General features: G+C 36.2%; 18 protein-coding genes and 3 riboswitches. Of the genes, 12 read left to right on the top strand and 6 right to left on the bottom strand.

Translation table 11 applies throughout. The features are described from left to right. The first annotated feature begins 74 nt into the window (after positions 1-74). The 8 genes from BK137_RS04035 (at position 75) to BK137_RS04070 (ending at position 7203) form a co-directional block, all read left to right on the top strand. Entirely contained in the window at positions 75-257 is a 183-nt protein-coding gene (locus BK137_RS04035) for a YjfB family protein (RefSeq protein WP_038188115.1), read from the top strand. A 172-nt stretch (positions 258-429) separates the two neighbouring features. Next, the gene (locus tag BK137_RS04040; protein ID WP_038188112.1) at positions 430-852 is read left to right on the top strand and encodes a VOC family protein; all 423 of its coding nucleotides are present in this window, start codon (positions 430-432) and stop codon (positions 850-852) included. A gap of 398 nt (positions 853-1250) precedes the next feature. Then, positions 1251-1441, top strand: a riboswitch (cobalamin riboswitch). 255 nt (positions 1442-1696) lie between these two features. Next, entirely contained in the window at positions 1697-1927 is a 231-nt protein-coding gene (locus tag BK137_RS04045; RefSeq protein WP_038188098.1) for a hypothetical protein, read from the top strand. A gap of 136 nt (positions 1928-2063) precedes the next feature. Then, a riboswitch (cobalamin riboswitch) is annotated at positions 2064-2253 on the top strand. A gap of 205 nt (positions 2254-2458) precedes the next feature. Then, entirely contained in the window at positions 2459-4747 is a 2289-nt protein-coding gene (gene metE, locus BK137_RS04050; protein WP_038188096.1) for a 5-methyltetrahydropteroyltriglutamate--homocysteine S-methyltransferase, read from the top strand. 393 nt (positions 4748-5140) lie between these two features. After that, on the top strand, positions 5141-5452 hold the full coding sequence (locus BK137_RS04055; RefSeq protein WP_038188093.1) for a hypothetical protein: 312 nt from the start codon (positions 5141-5143) through the stop codon (positions 5450-5452). 51 nt (positions 5453-5503) lie between these two features. Beyond that, entirely contained in the window at positions 5504-5977 is a 474-nt protein-coding gene (ytkD, locus tag BK137_RS04060) for an RNA deprotection pyrophosphohydrolase (protein ID WP_038188085.1), read from the top strand. After that, positions 5955-6740, top strand: coding sequence for an alpha/beta hydrolase family protein (locus tag BK137_RS04065; protein WP_038188083.1), 786 nt, complete (start codon positions 5955-5957; stop codon positions 6738-6740). The genes ytkD and BK137_RS04065 overlap by 23 nt, the downstream gene beginning before the upstream one ends. A 4-nt stretch (positions 6741-6744) precedes the next feature. Beyond that, on the top strand, positions 6745-7203 hold the full coding sequence (locus tag BK137_RS04070) for a hypothetical protein (RefSeq protein WP_038188080.1): 459 nt from the start codon (positions 6745-6747) through the stop codon (positions 7201-7203). 148 nt (positions 7204-7351) lie between these two features. On the opposite strand, the gene pckA is transcribed toward BK137_RS04070, so the two are convergent. Further along, entirely contained in the window at positions 7352-8938 is a 1587-nt protein-coding gene (gene pckA / locus BK137_RS04075) for a phosphoenolpyruvate carboxykinase (ATP) (protein WP_038188414.1), read from the bottom strand. A gap of 202 nt (positions 8939-9140) precedes the next feature. After that, positions 9141-9259, top strand: a riboswitch (SAM riboswitch). A gap of 263 nt (positions 9260-9522) precedes the next feature. Here pckA and metK point away from each other — a divergent pair. Beyond that, a complete protein-coding gene (gene metK, locus BK137_RS04080) occupies positions 9523-10719 on the top strand; it encodes a methionine adenosyltransferase (protein WP_038188077.1) in 1197 nt (398 codons plus the stop codon). A gap of 172 nt (positions 10720-10891) precedes the next feature. Here the strand turns inward: metK and BK137_RS04085 are convergent, their stop codons facing one another. Continuing rightward, positions 10892-11404: a gamma carbonic anhydrase gene (locus tag BK137_RS04085; protein ID WP_038188074.1), complete on the bottom strand. Its 513-nt coding sequence runs from the start codon at positions 11402-11404 to the stop codon at positions 10892-10894. A 121-nt stretch (positions 11405-11525) separates the two neighbouring features. Between BK137_RS04085 and BK137_RS04090 the strand changes: the two genes are divergently transcribed. The 3 genes from BK137_RS04090 to BK137_RS04100 all read left to right on the top strand — a co-directional run bounded on the left by BK137_RS04090 (position 11526) and on the right by BK137_RS04100 (position 15220). Beyond that, positions 11526-12323 (top strand): alpha/beta hydrolase, encoded by a 798-nt coding sequence (locus BK137_RS04090; RefSeq protein ID WP_038188071.1) that lies wholly within the window; start codon positions 11526-11528, stop codon positions 12321-12323. Between the two features lie 209 nt (positions 12324-12532). Continuing rightward, on the top strand, positions 12533-13987 hold the full coding sequence (locus BK137_RS04095; protein WP_038188068.1) for an alanine/glycine:cation symporter family protein: 1455 nt from the start codon (positions 12533-12535) through the stop codon (positions 13985-13987). Positions 13988-14218: 231 nt separating this feature from the next. Next, positions 14219-15220 carry an LLM class flavin-dependent oxidoreductase gene (locus BK137_RS04100; RefSeq protein WP_038188064.1) on the top strand — a complete coding sequence of 334 codons (1002 nt, stop codon included), beginning with the start codon at positions 14219-14221 and terminating at the stop codon, positions 15218-15220. Positions 15221-15266: 46 nt separating this feature from the next. Here the strand turns inward: BK137_RS04100 and BK137_RS04105 are convergent, their stop codons facing one another. The 4 genes from BK137_RS04105 to mnmL all read right to left on the bottom strand — a co-directional run bounded on the left by BK137_RS04105 (position 15267) and on the right by mnmL (position 18562). Then, positions 15267-15842, bottom strand: a complete 576-nt coding sequence (locus tag BK137_RS04105) for an isoprenylcysteine carboxyl methyltransferase family protein (protein ID WP_412104694.1) — start codon at positions 15840-15842, stop codon at positions 15267-15269. Further along, complete coding sequence (locus tag BK137_RS04110) at positions 15811-16878, bottom strand: type III polyketide synthase (RefSeq protein WP_038188059.1); 1068 nt, start codon at positions 16876-16878, stop codon at positions 15811-15813. Before BK137_RS04110 ends, BK137_RS04105 begins: the two co-directional genes overlap by 32 nt. 155 nt (positions 16879-17033) lie before the next feature. After that, positions 17034-17606, bottom strand: a complete 573-nt coding sequence (mnmM, locus tag BK137_RS04115; protein WP_038188056.1) for a tRNA 5-(aminomethyl)-2-thiouridylate-methyltransferase MnmM — start codon at positions 17604-17606, stop codon at positions 17034-17036. After that, positions 17603-18562 carry a tRNA modification radical SAM protein MnmL/YtqA gene (mnmL, locus tag BK137_RS04120; protein WP_038188053.1) on the bottom strand — a complete coding sequence of 320 codons (960 nt, stop codon included), beginning with the start codon at positions 18560-18562 and terminating at the stop codon, positions 17603-17605. The genes mnmM and mnmL overlap by 4 nt, the downstream gene beginning before the upstream one ends. Positions 18563-18666 lie beyond the last annotated feature (104 nt).

Below are 18666 nucleotides of genomic sequence, written 5' to 3' on the forward strand. Positions count from 1 at the left end.
ACAATGGATTTTTTGCATGCATTTAATAATATCTTGGAATTTCCGATACTATTAAAGATAAGGGAGTGATACTAATGGATATTAACTCTATGATGTCAATGGATCTTGCACAGCTTCAACAAACCGTACAAATGAGCGTTTTGCAAAATTCGATGAATATGCAAGCGACAGCAGCTGTACAGCTATTAGAAGCAATGCCAGAGCCTGCTCAAGCGGCGCACCCTTATAAAGGGGCAACTATTGACGTCCAAGTCTGATTTGCTTAAGCCGCGTACTTCAACTTTGTGGTACGTGGTTTTTTTTATTGGGTTGAAAAAATTCTAATTACGAGTTATATAACTGAAAAATTTGACTACTATATGTTGGAAATATAAAATTAGAATGTAATTATGTTTGAAACAATATGAAGTGAAAAGAGGAGTGTGCTAAATGGCTATTAATGTGTATCTTAATTTTAATGGAAATTGTCGCGAAGCAGCGGAGTTTTATGCAGAGGTTTTTAACACAGAGAAACCAGAAATTATGACTTTTGGTGATTCGCCACAAAATCCTGAATATACTTTACCAGAGGAAGCAAAAGATTTAGTCATGCATACTCGACTAAACATACTTGGAAGTAATGTTATGTTTTCGGATGTTTTCCCTGGTTCTCCTTTTATATTAGGGAATAATGTTAGCTTAGCCGCTGTTAGTGACAATGAAGAAGAACTTAAATCTGCTTTTGAAGCACTAAAAGTTGGCGGTAAAGTTGGTATGGAGCTACAAGAAACATTTTGGAGCAAATGCTATGGAAGTTTAAAGGATAAGTTTGGTATCGAATGGCAATTTAGCCATGAGGGTGAAGAAGCTTAATATATTGGTATTAGATAAAACTTTTTGCAGTACTGTCCAGGCCTTAATAAGATGAATAAAAGAACATTGTATAAACAACAGCAACTGTTTGAATTTTAGAACAGTTGCTTGCTCTTTATAAAATATATTTTGGCACATTAATATGGTTTATCTAAATAATATCAAATTTTTTTGAAATAGTAGTTGAAAATAGAACCCCTCCATTTTAAACACCCCATTGAATAAATCATTTATATCTATAATAAGAAGCATACACTTTGCTATTAGTATACAGAAATACTAATATTCTATCGAAAATTCAATCAATAATTTATATTCAACATAAATCCTTTTTTAAATTACATGTAAATAATATTATGAATATTTGTATTACATTATGGTAAGATGGTGATACAACTGAATAATGTGTAGAATTGGGTGCACTATTTTCAATAGATAGCTGCTTAAAAGGGAAATCGGTTAGAATCCGATGCTGTCCCGCAACTGTATGTAGGAGCAAACTTTTAGATCCACTGTTAGAACTGTAATGGGAAGGGAAAAGTGAGCGATGATGACAAGCCAGGAGACCTGCCTAGTTTAGTACACACCAAAAACCTACGTGGATAGGAGGTGTTATGTGATAATGAATAGAAACCCTATTTATATGATCACTGTACGACAGCGTATTAGAGAAAGCGTTTGGACTAATGAGGATTTAGAAGCGATTAAAACTTCTGTTTCTCTGTTTAGAAACGTTTATTCTAGTATGTATTGTCGAAACAGGGAACATATTAATTAATCATAAAAACATCTTTTATTAATTGATAAAAGGTGTTTTTTTATTGAACAGATAAGGGGAATATGAATGAATATTGAAGAGTTTAAATTACAGTTAAAATCGAGGGTGATGCTCTCACAAGTAACAGATACAGTTTGTACTTTATTACAGGCGAAGAACGTGATTGAAAGCTCCATTGAAAATTGTGAAATTGAAAATATTGAAGAAGAATTAGGAAAGCTAGAAAAGGCTTATACAAGTGTATATAACGAACTTGTATATTACCCACATGATTTGATTGAAGCTAGTATTGATTAAAAGATGAAAGTGTAACTAATAATTATACTAAAAAAACTGTATTTAACGGTTTGGTAATCATATAAAATATAATTATTTTTATATTTAGAATATACTGAACAATTTATAGTTTGTGTGTTATAGTAAGTGAACAATTGAATATCGTGTAGGCTAAGGTGCGCTATCTTAAATAGATAGTCGCTTAAAAGGGAAATCGGTTAGAATCCGATGCTGTCCCGCAACTGTATGTTGGAGCAAACTTTAAAATCCACTGTTAGATTTGTGATGGGAAGGAAAAGTAAGCGATGATGACAAGCCAGGAGACCTGCCTTAGTTTAGTACACACCAAAAAACCTACGCGGATAGGAGGTGTTAGAGAGATTTTTTCAAGGATTATTATATCCTAGTACGATAAGCGAATTTGAAAGGGAATAGTGTGTCATTTTTTATTATTCCTGATTTTTTTCGATATTTACTATATTAAAAATCATCAACCACCTTTTAATGTTTTTCATTAATTGGTGGTTTTTTATTGAATTGGAGGATTGAAAGATGAAAAGTACAGTTATTGGATATCCATATATCGGGCCTAATCGTGAATGGAAAAAAACTATCGAAGCTTTTTGGTCAAAAGAAATAAGTGAACAACAATTCGAAGCTCAGATGAAAGAGTATAGATTAGCAAATATTCAAGTTCAGCTAGATGCAAAGATTGACTTAGTAACCGTAGGTGATTTTACATACTACGATCGTATGTTAGATTTAGCAGCAATGTTTGGAATTATTCCTGCACGTTATAAATGGAATTCAGATTTAGTATCTCTAGAAACTTACTACGCTATGGCACGTGGAAATCAATCTGCTTCTGCAAGTGAAATGACAAAGTGGTTTAATACGAACTATCACTATATTGTACCTGAGTATGAAGGACAAACTTTAAAATTATTGAACAATAAACCATTGCGCTATTATTTAGAAGCGAAGGAAAACTTTAATACAGAGCTAAAGCCTACAATTATAGGCCCAGGGACATTTTATTTTTTAACAAAAGAAGTTGCAACGCTGAATAAGCCGTCATATTTACTTCAGTTAATCAAAGTCTATAGTCAACTATTGAGTGAACTTTCTGCAGCAGGTGCAAAATGGATTCAAATAGAAGAACCGATTCTATCAACTTCTTTATCTAAGGATGATATGGAACTAATCTCAGAAATATATGAACAACTAAACACTGTAAATTACTCTAGTAAATTGCTGCTGCAAACATATTTCGAGTCAGTAGAATGGTATGAAGAATTGATTAAATTACCTGTAGAAGGCATCGGGCTAGACTTTGTACATGGTCTAGAAGAGAATATTTCTAATATCAAAAAAATTGGATTTCCAAAAGATAAGGTTCTAGCAGCGGGAATTATTAATGGTCGTGACATTTGGATTACTCCTTTACAACAATCATCTGAAATGCTAATTGAATTAGAAAGTTTAGTTTCCCCTAATCATCTGTGGATTCAGCCATCATGTAGCCTAATGCATGTGCCAGTAAGTCTAACAGCAGAAACGAAATTATCAAAAGAGTTATATGAAAACTTAGCATTTGCTAATGAAAAGTTACAAGAGTTGGCTATTTTGAAAAACGCTTTGACAAATAATCGTGATGCGGATCAAGAGGCCTTCGAACAAAACAGATTAACTAGAGAATTGCTAAATAGCAGCTCAGTACGTCAACAAGGAGAAGTCCAGAAGAATATTAAAAGGTTGAGTGAAATTCAAATAACTCGTCAATCATCATATGCTATTCGAAAAGATCGTCAGCAAAAGATTTTACAATTACCAGACTTTCCGACAACAACAATTGGTAGCTTTCCGCAAACAGCTGAAGTGAAGCGCAATCGTTCACAGTTGAAAAAAGGACTAATTGATAAGGAACAACATGATGATTTCATAAAAAAAGAAATAAATAAATGGATTACGTACCAAGAAGAACTAGAACTTGATGTTTTAGTTCATGGTGAATTTGAAAGAACAGATATGGTTGAATACTTTGGAGAAAAGCTTGTTGGATTTGCATTTACAGAAAAAGCATGGGTCGTTTCATATGGATCACGTTGCGTTAAACCACCAATTATTTATGGAGATGTTAAGTGGGAAAAACCAATGACGCTCGATGAAACAGTGTACGCACAATCGTTAACAACTAAACCTGTTAAAGGTATGTTGACAGGGCCAATTACGATTTTAAATTGGTCATTTGTTCGTGATGATGTTCCACGTAGTATTGTAGCTCAACAAATTGCCTTGGCACTACGTCAGGAAATTGAAGCATTAGAGACTGCTGGTATTCGTATTATTCAAGTCGACGAACCTGCACTTAGAGAGGGTTTACCATTAAAGTCCTCAAAACATGATGCTTATTTGGACTGGTCAGTGGATGCCTTTAAATTAGCTACATCAGGAGTTGAAGATGAGACGCAAATTCATACGCATATGTGCTATTGTGAATTTAATGATTTTATTGAACCAATCCATGCGCTTGATGCGGATGTTATTTCAATTGAAACATCGAAAAGTCACGGTGAAATTATTGGGGCTTTCAAAAATGCAACATATACAAATAGTATTGGTTTAGGTGTGTACGATATTCATAGTCCAAGAATTCCTGAAATAGATGAAATGGTTGCTGTAGTAAATGACAGTCTTGAAGTTATCTCACCAGAACAGTGCTGGATTAATCCGGATTGTGGTTTAAAAACACGAAAAACCGATGAAACTTTAGCAGCGCTTGAGATAATGGTAAAAACCGCTCAATTGTTAAGAAAACGAAGTGTACAACGTGTAAACTAAAAAAGTATCATACAAGCCTATAATCCAATTAAAATTGAATTTTGTTATAACATTGATTATTAAAAAATAAAATTGATATAAGTTACTTTAGAAAGAAAATCAAAATTTTGAATCCGCCTTTACTTAAAGATTAGTAGAGGTGGATTTTTAGGTGCTATTCATATTATTTTATCAGTGAAGAGCGTTAAGGATATTCGATGAAACAAAGTTAACCGAGGTGCTATTGATAAAAGGGTAGAAGTTACCAAGGTCATTTAAAAGGTTATTGAATGAATAAATTTAAGTGAAAAGGTATCCTCTATTATCAACAAGTGAATATTGCTATGTTTACTGGGGCGTCAAAGTATAATTGATTTAGATTAGGTTATCCTATATAAAAAAAAGGATGATATGATGAATAAACCCATTACACTTTACGTTTCGATTGCAAATCAGCGTTACTATACTTCTCCTGACGAATCACCATGGGAATTTAAACTTCAGATTGAACCACAGTATATAAAAGTTTTTGACCAACTATTTAATCAAGCGGAATATTTTGATGGGAAGAGTATATGGAGAGCTCAATTACCTTACATTCCATACCATTTAGATCAGGAAAACGATGAAGTTGATCTACGTTTAAAGAAACTATATGCACTTGTTCATGAATTTGGTGATACTGAAACGAAGCAATTAATTGAGCAAATGCCGTATTATAGTTGATTGAAAAACATACCTTCGTTACACTTAGAGCAATAGGGAGTGATCGAAGGTATGTTTACATTTACAGATTTAAACGGCAATGGTGTTGAATTATCTTTTAAAAAAAATGCTTTTAAAATAGCGCCTAAGCATGTATTAGTCTTGGCTAAATATCATAAACAGTGGTTATTAACGGATCATCCAAACCGTGGCCTTGAATTTCCAGGTGGCAAAGTAGAAGGAGACGAAACGTTAGAACAAGCTGCTGAAAGGGAAGTATATGAAGAAACAGGTGCTATCATTCATGAAATAGAATGGTTAGCAACATACTATGTTCATGATGATCGTCCATTTAGTAAAGCAGTATATGTGGCAAATGTATTGAAAATCGATGACATTCAGCAAAAATTTGAAACGAATGGAGCTGTACTGCTATCGGATGAAGAGTTACATAATTGTGATCGACTAAGCTTCTACATGAAAGATGCAGGGATGAAAAAAATGTTGGAGAAGGTGAGTGAACGTGAAGATAAATGGCTTCGTTGAAAGTAGTCGTAGTTATCCGTCTCCAAATCCACAAGTTCGTCTAACTGAAATTACATATTGGTCTGAAGGTTTGCGAGTGAAAGGATTACTTGCAGAGCCCGTAGCAAAGGGTATTTATGAAGGACTACTTTATCTAAGGGGCGGTATGCAGGGTATTGGAATGGTGCGACCTGCTCGTATTGCGCAATTTGCATCGCAAGGATTAGTTGTTTTTGCGCCGTATTACCGAGGAAATCGTGGGGGAGAAGGGCGAGATGAATTTGGTGGAAATGACCGTTATGATGCAGTGAATGGTGTCGATGTATTAAAACAATTTTGTCGTTCACATCGTATTCATATTTTCGCATTTTCTAGAGGTGGTTTGATGGCGCTTTGGACTGGAATTTTGCGAGATGATATTACCTCGATTGTGACTTGGGCAGGCGTTTCTAATCCTAAATTTACTTATGAAGAACGTATAGATATGCGTAGAATGATGAAAAGGGTAATAGGCGGATCACCTACTAAGATGCCTGAGGCTTATGAAGAACGTTCACCAATTGCGAAGATAAAGCAATTAAATGCACCAATATTAATTATTCATGGTAAAAAAGATGAAAACGTTGGAATGCATCATGCATTATTGCTTGAAGAAAGCTTAAAGGCATTTAATAAGCATGTTGAAACATGGTATTATAATGACTTTACACATTTTTTCCCTAGTGCAGTCAATCACAAAATAGTTAAGAGCGCATGTAATTGGATGAAACTCCAAAAGGGGTGAACTTATGCTAGGTTATGTAAAAATAACAGTCGACCCGGAAAAATTGAAAGTGGGAGCAAGTTTTGAGGAAACATATCTATTTTGGCAAATTCTTTGCGATGTATTTGTAAAAGAGTGTGTAGAAGTAGAGATTCAAAGTTGGCAAGAAGAAAATGGTGTCATTGAAGAGTTGGAAAAAATATCGGATGTCTCTAAAGATGAAGGTCTAATAAAAATTCAAAGAATTCCTCTAACAGATGCTAATCGTGCATTTTTTAATAATCATGCTGCTAATAAAGAGGGGAAATTAAAATGGTTCTCTATGCGCTTTTACGATGAAAATGGGAAAGGCAGAATAGAGGTTAGGGATTATGGCTTTGAGGTACGCTTTAATAAGGTCACAGGAGCACAATCTGAAGAAGTGATACAACAATTTTCTAATCCTCATACAGAGGCGGTATTTTATGATGATGATGTTGAATAAGTTGATTGGAGCGTAGCGACGAAGCAGCTTTGAGCCCGCCCGAGGAAAGCGTCCACCGTAGTGGAAATCAACGGTCTTAACAATTTGTATATATTGTAAAATAAAAAGACCACTCAGAGAGTGGTCTTTTCTAATTTGTTCGATTGATTTAAGCGATAGGACCGCCGTTTTTCACGATATCTTCTGAAACAACACCGAATTTTTTGAAGTTTTCGCGGAACATGTTAGCAAGTGCAGAAGCTTTTTGATCATAAGCTTCTTTATCTTCCCAAGCGTTACGTGGATTTAATACTTCAGTTGGGACACCTTCAATTGCTACAGGCATTTCTAAACCGAAGATAGCATCTTTTTCAGTAAAGACGTTATTTAGTTTACCATCGATTGCAGCGCGAACCATTGTACGAGTGTAAGAAAGTTTCATACGGTTACCAACACCGTACTCACCACCAGTCCAACCAGTGTTTACTAAGAAAACGTTTACTTCGTGTTCGTCGATTTTGTTACCTAACATCTCAGCATAAACTGTTGCTGGAAGTGGTAGGAATGGAGAACCGAAGCATGTTGAGAATACTGGTTCAGGTGAAGTAACACCACGTTCAGTACCTGCTAGTTTAGATGTGAAACCACTTAAGAAGTGATACATTGCTTGTTCTTTTGATAACTTACTGATTGGAGGCAATACACCAAAAGCATCTGCAGTTAAGAAGATGATTGTTTTAGGATGGCCTGCAACAGATGGATCAACAATATTTTCGATATTTTGGATTGGGTAAGCAACACGAGTATTTTCTGTTAGCGAAACATCATCATAGTTAGGTATGCGTGTTTCCTCATCCACTACTACGTTTTCTAATACAGTACCAAAACTAATTGCATTGTAAATTTCAGGTTCTTTCTCTTTAGAAAGGTTGATAGTTTTAGCGTAGCAACCGCCTTCGATATTGAATACACCGTTGTCAGACCAACCATGTTCATCATCACCGATTAGTTTACGATCTGCATCTGCAGATAACGTTGTTTTACCAGTTCCAGATAATCCGAAGAACAATGCTACATCGCCTGCTTCACCAACGTTTGCTGAACAGTGCATTGAAAGAATACCTTGTTGTGGTAATAAGTAATTCATGATACCGAAAATTGATTTTTTCATTTCTCCTGCGTATTCAGTTCCACCAATTAGGATGATACGTTTTTCAAGCGAAACGATAATGAAAGTTTCTGAGTCAGTACCGTCTACTGCTGGATCCGCTTTGAAAGTTGGAGCAGAAACGATTGTGAAGTCAGCTTCATGAGTTTCTAACTCCTCTTCAGTAGGACGAATGAATAATTGGTGTGCAAATAAGTTATGCCAAGCGTATTCATTTACTACACGAATAGCTAAACGAGATGATGGGTCTGCACCTGCAAAACCTTTAAATACAAACAATTCTTCTTTTTCTTTTAAGTAGTTTACTACTTTAGTGTATAATGAGTCGAAGATATCTGACGAAATTGGTCTGTTTACTTTACCCCAATCAATTTTGTCTTTCGAACTATCTTCTTCAACCATATATTTATCTTTAGGAGAACGACCTGTATATTTTCCTGTGACTGCCCTTACAGCACCATCAACAGTTAGGATTGCCTCACCGCGTGAAGTAGCTTTTTCTGTTAATTGTGGTACTGAAAGTTGTTCCAGAATATTATCACCTTTCAATAATTCCTTCAGTTCATTCGTAATTTCTACTGAATTCATCGTTTTACGTACCATCCTTTTTATATTATTCCTCGTATTAGAGGGGATTTATAATTCATTTCGGAAATTAGTATAACACATTTAGTTAAATAATCTATACTAATTACCATTTAATTTTCATGAAAGTTGTACTTTTTTTTAGAAATAAAAAAGGTGTTGACAACTAAGGTATAATGTTCTAATATGAGAAATTGAACGGATACTCTTATCCCGAGCTGGTGGAGGGTCAGGCCCTATGAAACCCGGCAACCTGCATTGTGATTTTATGTGATGCGCTGGTGCTCAATCTGATGCAAGGATTTGATCCTTGAACGATAAGAGTGAAAGGTGCTTATGAATTATTCCCTTCCACTCATTAGTAATAATGGGGGGAAGGGTTTTTTTATTTAAAATAGACCAATTCCTAAATTTTTGATAAGTATGTGTAATTTATGCGGTTCTATTTATATATAGTGGCACTTTCTAGAATCCTCGTGTTAAAGGCAGCAACGGCTTGGCGTTCAATCCTACTGGAAAGAACTAACATGGGTAATGAGTACCGTATCATTTCCGAGGCAATCTCGCAGATAATAGGAGGAAACCAAATGACAAACCGTCGACTGTTTACATCTGAGAGTGTAACAGAAGGACATCCAGATAAAATTTGTGATCAAATTTCGGATGCCATTTTAGATGAAATCGTTTCAAAAGACCCGAATGCACGTGTAGCGTGTGAAACTACAGTTACAACTGGTCTTGTATTAGTAGCAGGAGAAATTACAACATCAACTTATGTTGATATTCCTAAAATCGTTCGTGAAACGGTAATGGAAATCGGTTATACACGTGGTAAATATGGCTTTGATGGCGAAAACGTAGCTGTTTTAACAGCAATCGGTGAGCAATCAGCTGATATCGCATTGGGCGTTGACCAAGCACTTGAAGCACGCGAAGGTTCAATGACAGATGAAGATATTGAAGCAATTGGTGCAGGTGACCAAGGTTTAATGTTTGGATACGCATGTAACGAGACACCTGAGTTAATGCCTCTACCTATTAGCTTGGCACATAAATTAGCAAGACGTTTAACTGAAGTTCGTAAAACAAACGAGTTACCTTATTTACGTCCAGATGGTAAAACACAAGTAACAATCGAATATGATGAAAATAATCATCCAGTTCGTGTGGATACAATTGTTATTTCAACTCAACATGATCCAGAAGTAACGTTAGAGCAAATTAAAGAGGATTTACAAGCACGTGTAATTGCTCCAGTTGTACCTACTGAATTACTAGACGAGAAAACAAAATACTTCATCAACCCAACAGGTCGTTTTGTAATAGGTGGACCAAAAGGTGATGCAGGCTTAACGGGACGCAAAATTATCGTAGATACTTATGGTGGATATGCTCGTCATGGTGGCGGTGCTTTCTCTGGTAAGGATGCGACTAAGGTTGACCGTTCTGCAGCTTATGCAGCGCGTTATGTTGCAAAAAATATCGTAGCAGCTGAACTTGCTGAGCGTTGTGAAGTACAACTGGCTTATGCAATTGGTGTTGCACAACCGGTTTCAATTGCAATCGATACTTTCGGTACTGGTAAAGTAAAAGAAACAAATTTAGTTGAATGGGTTCGTGAATTATTTGATTTACGCCCAGCTGGAATCATTAAAATGCTTGATTTACGTCGCCCTATCTACAAACAAACAGCTGCTTATGGTCACTTCGGCCGTACAGATTTGAATGTTCCTTGGGAAGCTACAGATAAAGCTGCCGTTTTAAAAGAAAAAGCTGGACTTTAATTCAATCTGAAAAATTACAATAACATAAAATATCCCGAGTTACATGTTGATTATTAAGTAATCAATTGTAGTTCGGGATGTTTTTTATTATATTATAGAAGAAACTCATAGCAAGAGATTAAAAAAACCTGAGAATTCGTTTGAAAAACGATACTCAGGCATCTTGATTGAATTATTTTTGAAGTGATTTATAATATTGTCCTTTTTCGTAATACTCGTTGACAATACGGTCCATATCTTTTTTATCTTCCTCTGTTAACTCTCTAATAACTTTTGCAGGGCGTCCAAATGCTAATGTGTTTGGAGGAATTTTCTTACCTTGCGAAACGAGACTACCGGCACCTATAAATGCACCTTCGCCAATCTCAGCACCATCTAGGATAATTGAAGCCATTCCTACAAGAGCGCCTCTTTTTATAGTACAGCTATGTAATGTTACTTGATGTCCAATTGTCACATCGTCTTCTAAAATAAGTGGATATGCAGGACTTTGATGTAAACAACATAAATCTTGGATATTTACTTTGCGTCCGATAATCGTAGGTGAAACATCTCCGCGAATAACTGTATTGTAAAAAATAGATGAATCAGGTCCAATAGTAACATCGCCAGTGATAATTACGTTATCACCGATAAAAACGGATGGGTCAATAGATGGTTTTTTGTCTCTAAATGGATAAATCATCGAAAAACGCCTCATTTCAAGTTATTATGTATTATTATCGTAACAAAAGGAAGCTATGAATGGAACTGAAATCGTCAGAATACGTTAATATATACGTAGGAATTTATGAGGTGAGATAGTAATGTGGAAATGGGAAACGGATGGCCAAGCAAGAGCTGTCGCTGTAATTATACATAGTGCATACGAACATCATCGTCGTTATGCATGGTTAATCGAAAATTTAAGAACATCTGGTATTCATGTTATTTCAGGAGATTTACCTGGACATGGTGAAGAGAGTAGACATAAACGTGTGCATAGTGAAGAGTTTAAAAGTTACGAAACATTTGTTAAACAACTTATGCAAGCAGCTTTAACATATAACTTACCTGTATTTGTTGTGGGACATGGTTTAGGAGCTATATTAGGGATCCATGTTGTTGAAAAATTCAAATACGAATGTACAGGTATTATAATAACATCACCTTGGATGCATTTAAAACACCAACCATCAAAGTTATCAAATGCTTTAACAGGTCTAAGTAAACTGACAGGCAATCTGAAAATCAATCACGAAATCAATATTAAACACTTAACGAGAAGCTATGAATTTTATAAAGAGGAAAAAGATGATATTTACTATAATGATGTCATAACTGTCAATTGGTATCGTGAACTTCATGGTTTCATGAAGGGAATATCACAACAAACGGTATTTCCAAATATCCCGATTTTATTAATGACTGGTGGCAACGATAAAATAGCGGATGTATCGTATGGTAAAAAATGGCTTTCTCAACAAAGTTTATCAGAGTATCAGTATAAGGAATGGAAAGCCTGTTATCATGATTTGTTCCAAGAACCTGAACGCGAAGATATTTATGCTTATATGGAGAGCTTTATCTTTAATACATTAAAATCAGTTGGATACATCATTTAAATTTTAACGGAATTTTACAAAATTCCGTCTTTTTTTATTTGTAACCGATTTCAATTGTCATATAACACATAAGGGATATTCCAAACTTTATTGTTTTGATATATAATACATAACAATTGCTATTTCGATAGAATGAATTTTCCTTTATTAGAAACTGGCAATATATATTATTCATGGAATAACTTATTATGATCAATGGGGGACAATAGATGGAAGCCATTATTACCAGTGTTTATGAAATTTTATGGGGACCGTGGATGATCTACGGTATTCTACTTGTCGGATTATTATTTACTATATTAACAAAAGGTGTACAAGTCCGTTTATTGAAAGACATGTTTAAACAAATCTTCAGTGGGAAAGAATCTGAAGCAGGTGTATCATCTTTTCAAGCACTATCCATGGCACTATCTGGTCGTGTTGGGACAGGGAATATTGCAGGTACTGCTACTGCAATTGCATTTGGTGGACCGGGTGCAATTTTCTGGATGTGGGTAATAGCCTTCATCGGATCTGCAACCGCTTATGTAGAATCAACTTTAGCACAAATATATAAAGAGAAAAGAAATGGTGTTTATCGTGGTGGTCCTGCATTTTATATAGAGAAAAGTACAGGGAAGCGTTGGTTAGGAATGATTTTTGCGGTAGCAGCAGTTGTAGCAATGTCATTTTTACAACCAACTGTGCAGTCAAATGCTATTGCTGACTCGATGTATACTGCATTTGGTATAGAACACTGGATTTCAGGTTTAGTCGTTTGTGTTATTTTGGGTGCTATTATTTTAGGTGGCGTAAAACGTATAGCTTCAGTAGCTTCTTTTATCGTACCGTTTATGGCACTAGGGTATCTTCTTGTTGCAGCCATTATTATTGTTATTAATATTGAGAAGGTACCTGAAGTACTTTCTTTAATAATTCGAAGTGCGTTTGGTCTAGATTCTACTTTTGGTGGGATGATAGGTGCTGCAATAGCATGGGGAGTAAAACGTGGTGTTTATGCAAGTGAAGCTGGACAAGGTACAGGGCCTCACCCAGCTGCTGCTGCTGAAATATCTCACCCAGTAAAACAAGGTCTAGTACAGACGGCTTCTGTATACTTAGCTGTATTTTTAGTTTGTACTGCAACAGCATTTATGATTCTATTCTCAGGTATGTATAATGTCCAATTAGATGATGGTAAAGGTGAATATTTAGTTGAAAATGCCCCAGGGGTTATCGCAGGGACAGCCTATACGCAAGCAGCTGTAGATAGTGCATTCCCTGGTGCTGGAGTAGGCTCGGGCTTTGTTGCCATTGCATTATTCTTCTTTGCTTTTACAACGACAATGGCTTATTATTACATTGCTGAAACGAATATTGCTTATATGTTTGAAGGGAAGCGGCAGAAAGTCGGCATACGCATCGTGCAAATTATTATTCTTGCTACTACTTTCTATGGTGCCGTTCGAACATCGGATTTAGCTTGGGTTTTAGGTGACATTGGTCTTGGTCTAATGGTTTGGGTCAATATCATAGCACTATTGTTCTTGGTGAAACCGTCTATAATAGCATTAAAAGATTATGAAGAGCAGAAAAAGCAGGGAATCGATCCTCAATTTGATCCCGTTAAATTAGGTATTAAAAATGCTGAGTTTTGGGAACAAAGAAATAAAGAAAGAAAATAAGAGTTTAACTGATATCTGACTCGATTTGTCCGATAATGAAATTATGTATGCATATAAAAATGTCAAAGTTTTATAATATAGTAGAGCGTCTCTTAGTCTGACAACGACTTAAGAGGCGCTTTTTTAGGTTTACATACAATAAAAAGCACTAAAGGTACCTCAAATGCCCTTAGTACTTTTTATTGGTGTTATTTTATAAGATTCGGTAATCTTTAGCTAGGAGGCGATTTTTTGGACATTCGATTAAGTATATTAGACCAGTCACCCATTTCTGAAGGTTCCAATGCTGTCGAGGCATTGCGACAAACAACTGTTTTAGCGCAAAAGGCTGAAGAATGGGGATATTCAAGATTCTGGGTTTCAGAACATCATGATACAACAACTTTAGCGGGTTCATCGCCTGAAATATTAATATCTCATTTAGCGTCAGTAACTAAGAGCATTCGCATTGGATCAGGTGGTGTAATGCTACCACATTACTCAGCGTATAAAGTTGCAGAGAATTTTAAGTTATTAGAAGCCTTATACCCAGGGCGTATAGATGCAGGGATGGGAAGAGCACCAGGTGGAATGCCACGTGCAACTCATGCTTTACATGATGGGAATTTTCGTGATGTCAATCAGTTCCCTAATCAGATTGATGATTTACTTATGTATTTGCATGATGCAGTACCAGAAGGTCATCAATTCCAAGGCTTAAAAGCAACACCAGTGACCAATAGTGCTCCACCTGTTTGGATGCTTGGTTCAAGCGCTAATTCAGCATTTTTAGCTGCGGAAAAAGGATTACCATATATGTTCGCTCAATTTATTAATGGTGATGGTGGCCCATCATATGCTAAGTCATATAGAGATCGCTTTAAACCATCTCAATATTTGCAACAGCCTAAGCAAGCAGTTGCCGTCTTTGTTGTTTGTGCAGAGACTGAAGAAGTTGCTAAGCGAATTGCATCATCAAAGGAACTGACTATGCTACGTTTAGTACAAGGGAAGCCATCAGCTGGAACACCATCTATTGAAACAGCTATGAATTATCCATATACCATTTATGATTTGCAAAGTATTGAAGAATTCCGTAAAAGATTAGTAGTAGGAAATCCTCAACAAGTAAAAGAGCAGATTGAAAATTTAGCAGAAGTATACCAAGCTGAGGAAGTGATGCTTGTAACGATTGCTTATAATTTTGAAGACAAATTAAAGTCCTTTGAACTAATCGCAAAGGAAATACTATAAAAATAACCTCTACTTAGCAAATTTAGCTATGTAGAGGTTATTTATTTTAATTAGAAATTTTATCAGGTTTATTAGATGTGTGATTGCTATATTGTGAAAGTGCTTCTTCTTCTATCGGAATACGTATAAGCATCATGCCATAATTAAGTAATGTAAAAATAATAGCAGTAAAATATGCCTGGAAAATAAGTGGTATAATGGCGATTTCAAGAGCGACAATTGCGTAATTAGGATGTGGCATCCATTTATACGGCCCTTGCTTTACTAGTTTAGCTCCGGGTAAAATAATGATTTTTGTATTCCAAAAACGACCAAGTGATTGAATAGCCCAAACACGTGCAAATTGAAGAGTTATGAAGGCTATTAGTAGATATGGCCAAAGTGGGCTCAGTGTAGGTTTAAGCCATAAGTATTCAAAAAGTAGGCTGCATAAAAAGAGCGTATGCATTATCACCATGAGTGGGTAGTGTCCCTGACCAGCCTCAATAGCTCCCTGTGTTTTTTGGTAGCGCTCATTTGATCGTGCAACCATTAATTCACCTAAGCGCTGTAAACAAATTAGTATGAAGACGATAGAAAACAGCAATTCATCACTTCCATTCCAAGAGTAATAGTTCACCACTAAAACCAGGTCCTAAAGCAGCCATTAAGCCAACATCTCCTTTATTAGCATACTCTGTCATTGTTTTTTCTAATACATATAAAACAGTTGGAGAAGACATATTGCCATGATCTTGTAATACGGTTTTACTTGGTATAAGCAATTGCGAATCTATTCGTAGAGCTGTTTCATAAGCAGCCAATACTTTCTTTCCGCCCGGATGTGCTACAAAATGATTGATGTTCGAAAGCCCTATTTTGTTAGCTTTTAAAAATTCTTCTACAAAAGGGGCTAGCCAATTTTCGATAACACTAGGAATACTTTTGGCGAATATGACATGAAAGCCTGTATTTTCAACAGCCCATCCCATGACATCCTCTGAGTTCGGAAGCCATTTGGAAGCAGTAGCTTTAATAGCGGGTAGTGGCTGGCGAGATGATGCCATGACAGCATCCCCACAAACGAGCGCACAAGCGACACCATCTCCGAAAAGCGACGTGCCTATAAGGTTACTTTTAGTTAAATCATTCGCTTGGAAAGTAAGACTACAAAGCTCCACACATAGTACTAAAACTTTTGAAGCAGGGTGGGCAATACAGTAATCATTAGCCCGACTAATTCCTGCGGCACCACCTCCACAACCTAGTCCCCAAATAGGAATCCGTACAACATGTTCAGAAAAAGGGAGTTTGTTCATAATTCGAGCATCAATACTTGGTGTGGAAATGCCTGTACTAGAGATGAATACAATGGCATCAATATCCTTCGTACTCACACCTCCAGCCTTTTCTAAACAGCGCTCAATAGCAGTAACGCCAAAAGAGACAGCGTATTCAATGTATAGCCGGTTACGTTCGGCGAAATCGTGGTCTTGTTTATACCAATCAATTGGCATAGTAAGATGGCGATTAAGAATTTCACCATTTTCAAAAACACGTAAATAGCGTTCCAGTTGAGTTATTTTTTTTGAAAAAAGAGTGCGAACAAAATGTTCAGCCTGAGTTTGTACTAATGTAAAGGGTGGATTATATGTACTAACTGCATGAATTTTTGGCATACTGATTCTCCTTATAAAAATAGAATATTATCAGTATCACTATGTGCAATGGCTTTTATTCATGTATTTTTTGTAGGTAATAAGGTGGAAGGTATAAAAAAGACTTCCATCACCTTTATAAACGGTAATAGAAGTCTTGTATTGTAGTAAATAGTTTATGGTAGGTCCTTCATTTTCTCTAGAGCAATGATAAAAGGAGGATCATTTTTTTGGTTGATAAATTCATAACGTAAAACATGAACATATTTCTGTGGTAAGTCACTAACATAAGCTAATAATTTATCGCGTTCATCCTTGCCACCTTCATGCCCATGGTAAACAACGAGAATAATCATACCGCCCACATGTAATAGGTCTAGTAAGTCAGAGACTGCTTCGATTGTTGTGCCAGGCTTTGTGACAATTGAGTGCTCACTGCCAGGTAAATAACCGAGATTGAAAATAGCTGCTTTAATAGGCTCTGATACATATTTTTTAACGTTTTGATGACCATCTAAAATAACAGTAGCTTGCTTGTCTAATTGGTTCTCCGCCAGACGTAACTTTGTTGCTTCAACTGCTTGCTGCTGCACATCGAAAGCATAGACATGCCCTTTAGAGCCTACAAGCTCTGCTAGAAAGGCTGTATCATGTCCATTGCCGGCTGTCGCATCAACCACAGAATCACCAGCTACTACTGTATCTGCTAGTAAAGCTTTTGTGTATTGTAATACGCGCTGCAGCTTCATTTAGTTGATACTTCCGCATGGTAATACTTCCCTTGCCAGCTACCTCGTCTTTCAAGTTCAGCATCAATACCATTTAAAACTTCCCACTTGTTAACACTCCACATTGGTCCAATCATTAAGTCGATAGGTCCATCACCTGTTATTCGGTGTACGATCATTTCAGGAGGGATGATTTCTAGTTGGTCAGCTACCAGCTTGATATATTCATCCTTATCTAGAAATTCAAGAATGCCTTTTTCATATTGTTTAACCATCGGTGTACCTTTTAATAAATGAAGTAGATGAATCTTAATCCCTTGTACGTCAAGATTAGCGACAGCTCGTGCAGTCTCCATCATCATTTCATTTGTTTCAAGAGGTAAGCCGTTAATGATATGACTACATACTCGTATATTGTGCTTGCGTAATTTTTCGACGCCTTCAACATAAGTCGCGAAATCATGTGCACGGTTAATCATTGTTGCTGTTTTTTCATGGACAGTTTGTAAACCTAGCTCTACCCATAAATAAGTTCTTTCGTTAAGTTCAGCTAAATATTCAACAACGTCGTCAGGCAAGCAATCAGGTCGGGTAGCAATACTAATACCCATAACACCTTCTTGAGCTAATGCCGCCTCAAATTTCTCTTTTAAGATTGGTAATGGGGCATGTGTATTTGTATACGCTTGAAAATAGGCCATCGTTTTGCCGTTTTTCCATTTTTGCTCCATTTTATGTTTGATTTTTTCGAATTGAACTGGAATTGGATCTACTCGATCACCAGCAAAGTCACCTGAGCCGGCTGCACTACAAAATGTACACCCGCCAAAAGCTACAGTACCATCACGGTTTGGACAGTCAAAACCAGCATCCAAAGCTACTTTATATACTTTGTGACCAAACTCATCACGTAAATATCGATTCCATGTATAATAACGTTTCCCATCAGAAGGGAACGGAAATAAATTTTCAGTCATGCGTTTTCACTCCTCTAACGAACTATTTTAACATGGGAATGGCCTATTCATCGAATCATTTTGTTTGAAGTGAAAAAAATTAATAGAAAAAAGCTTAATGGGGT

The organism is Viridibacillus arenosi (assembly GCF_001955655.1).
Taxonomy (GTDB): Bacteria; Bacillota; Bacilli; order Bacillales_A; family Planococcaceae; genus Viridibacillus; species Viridibacillus arenosi.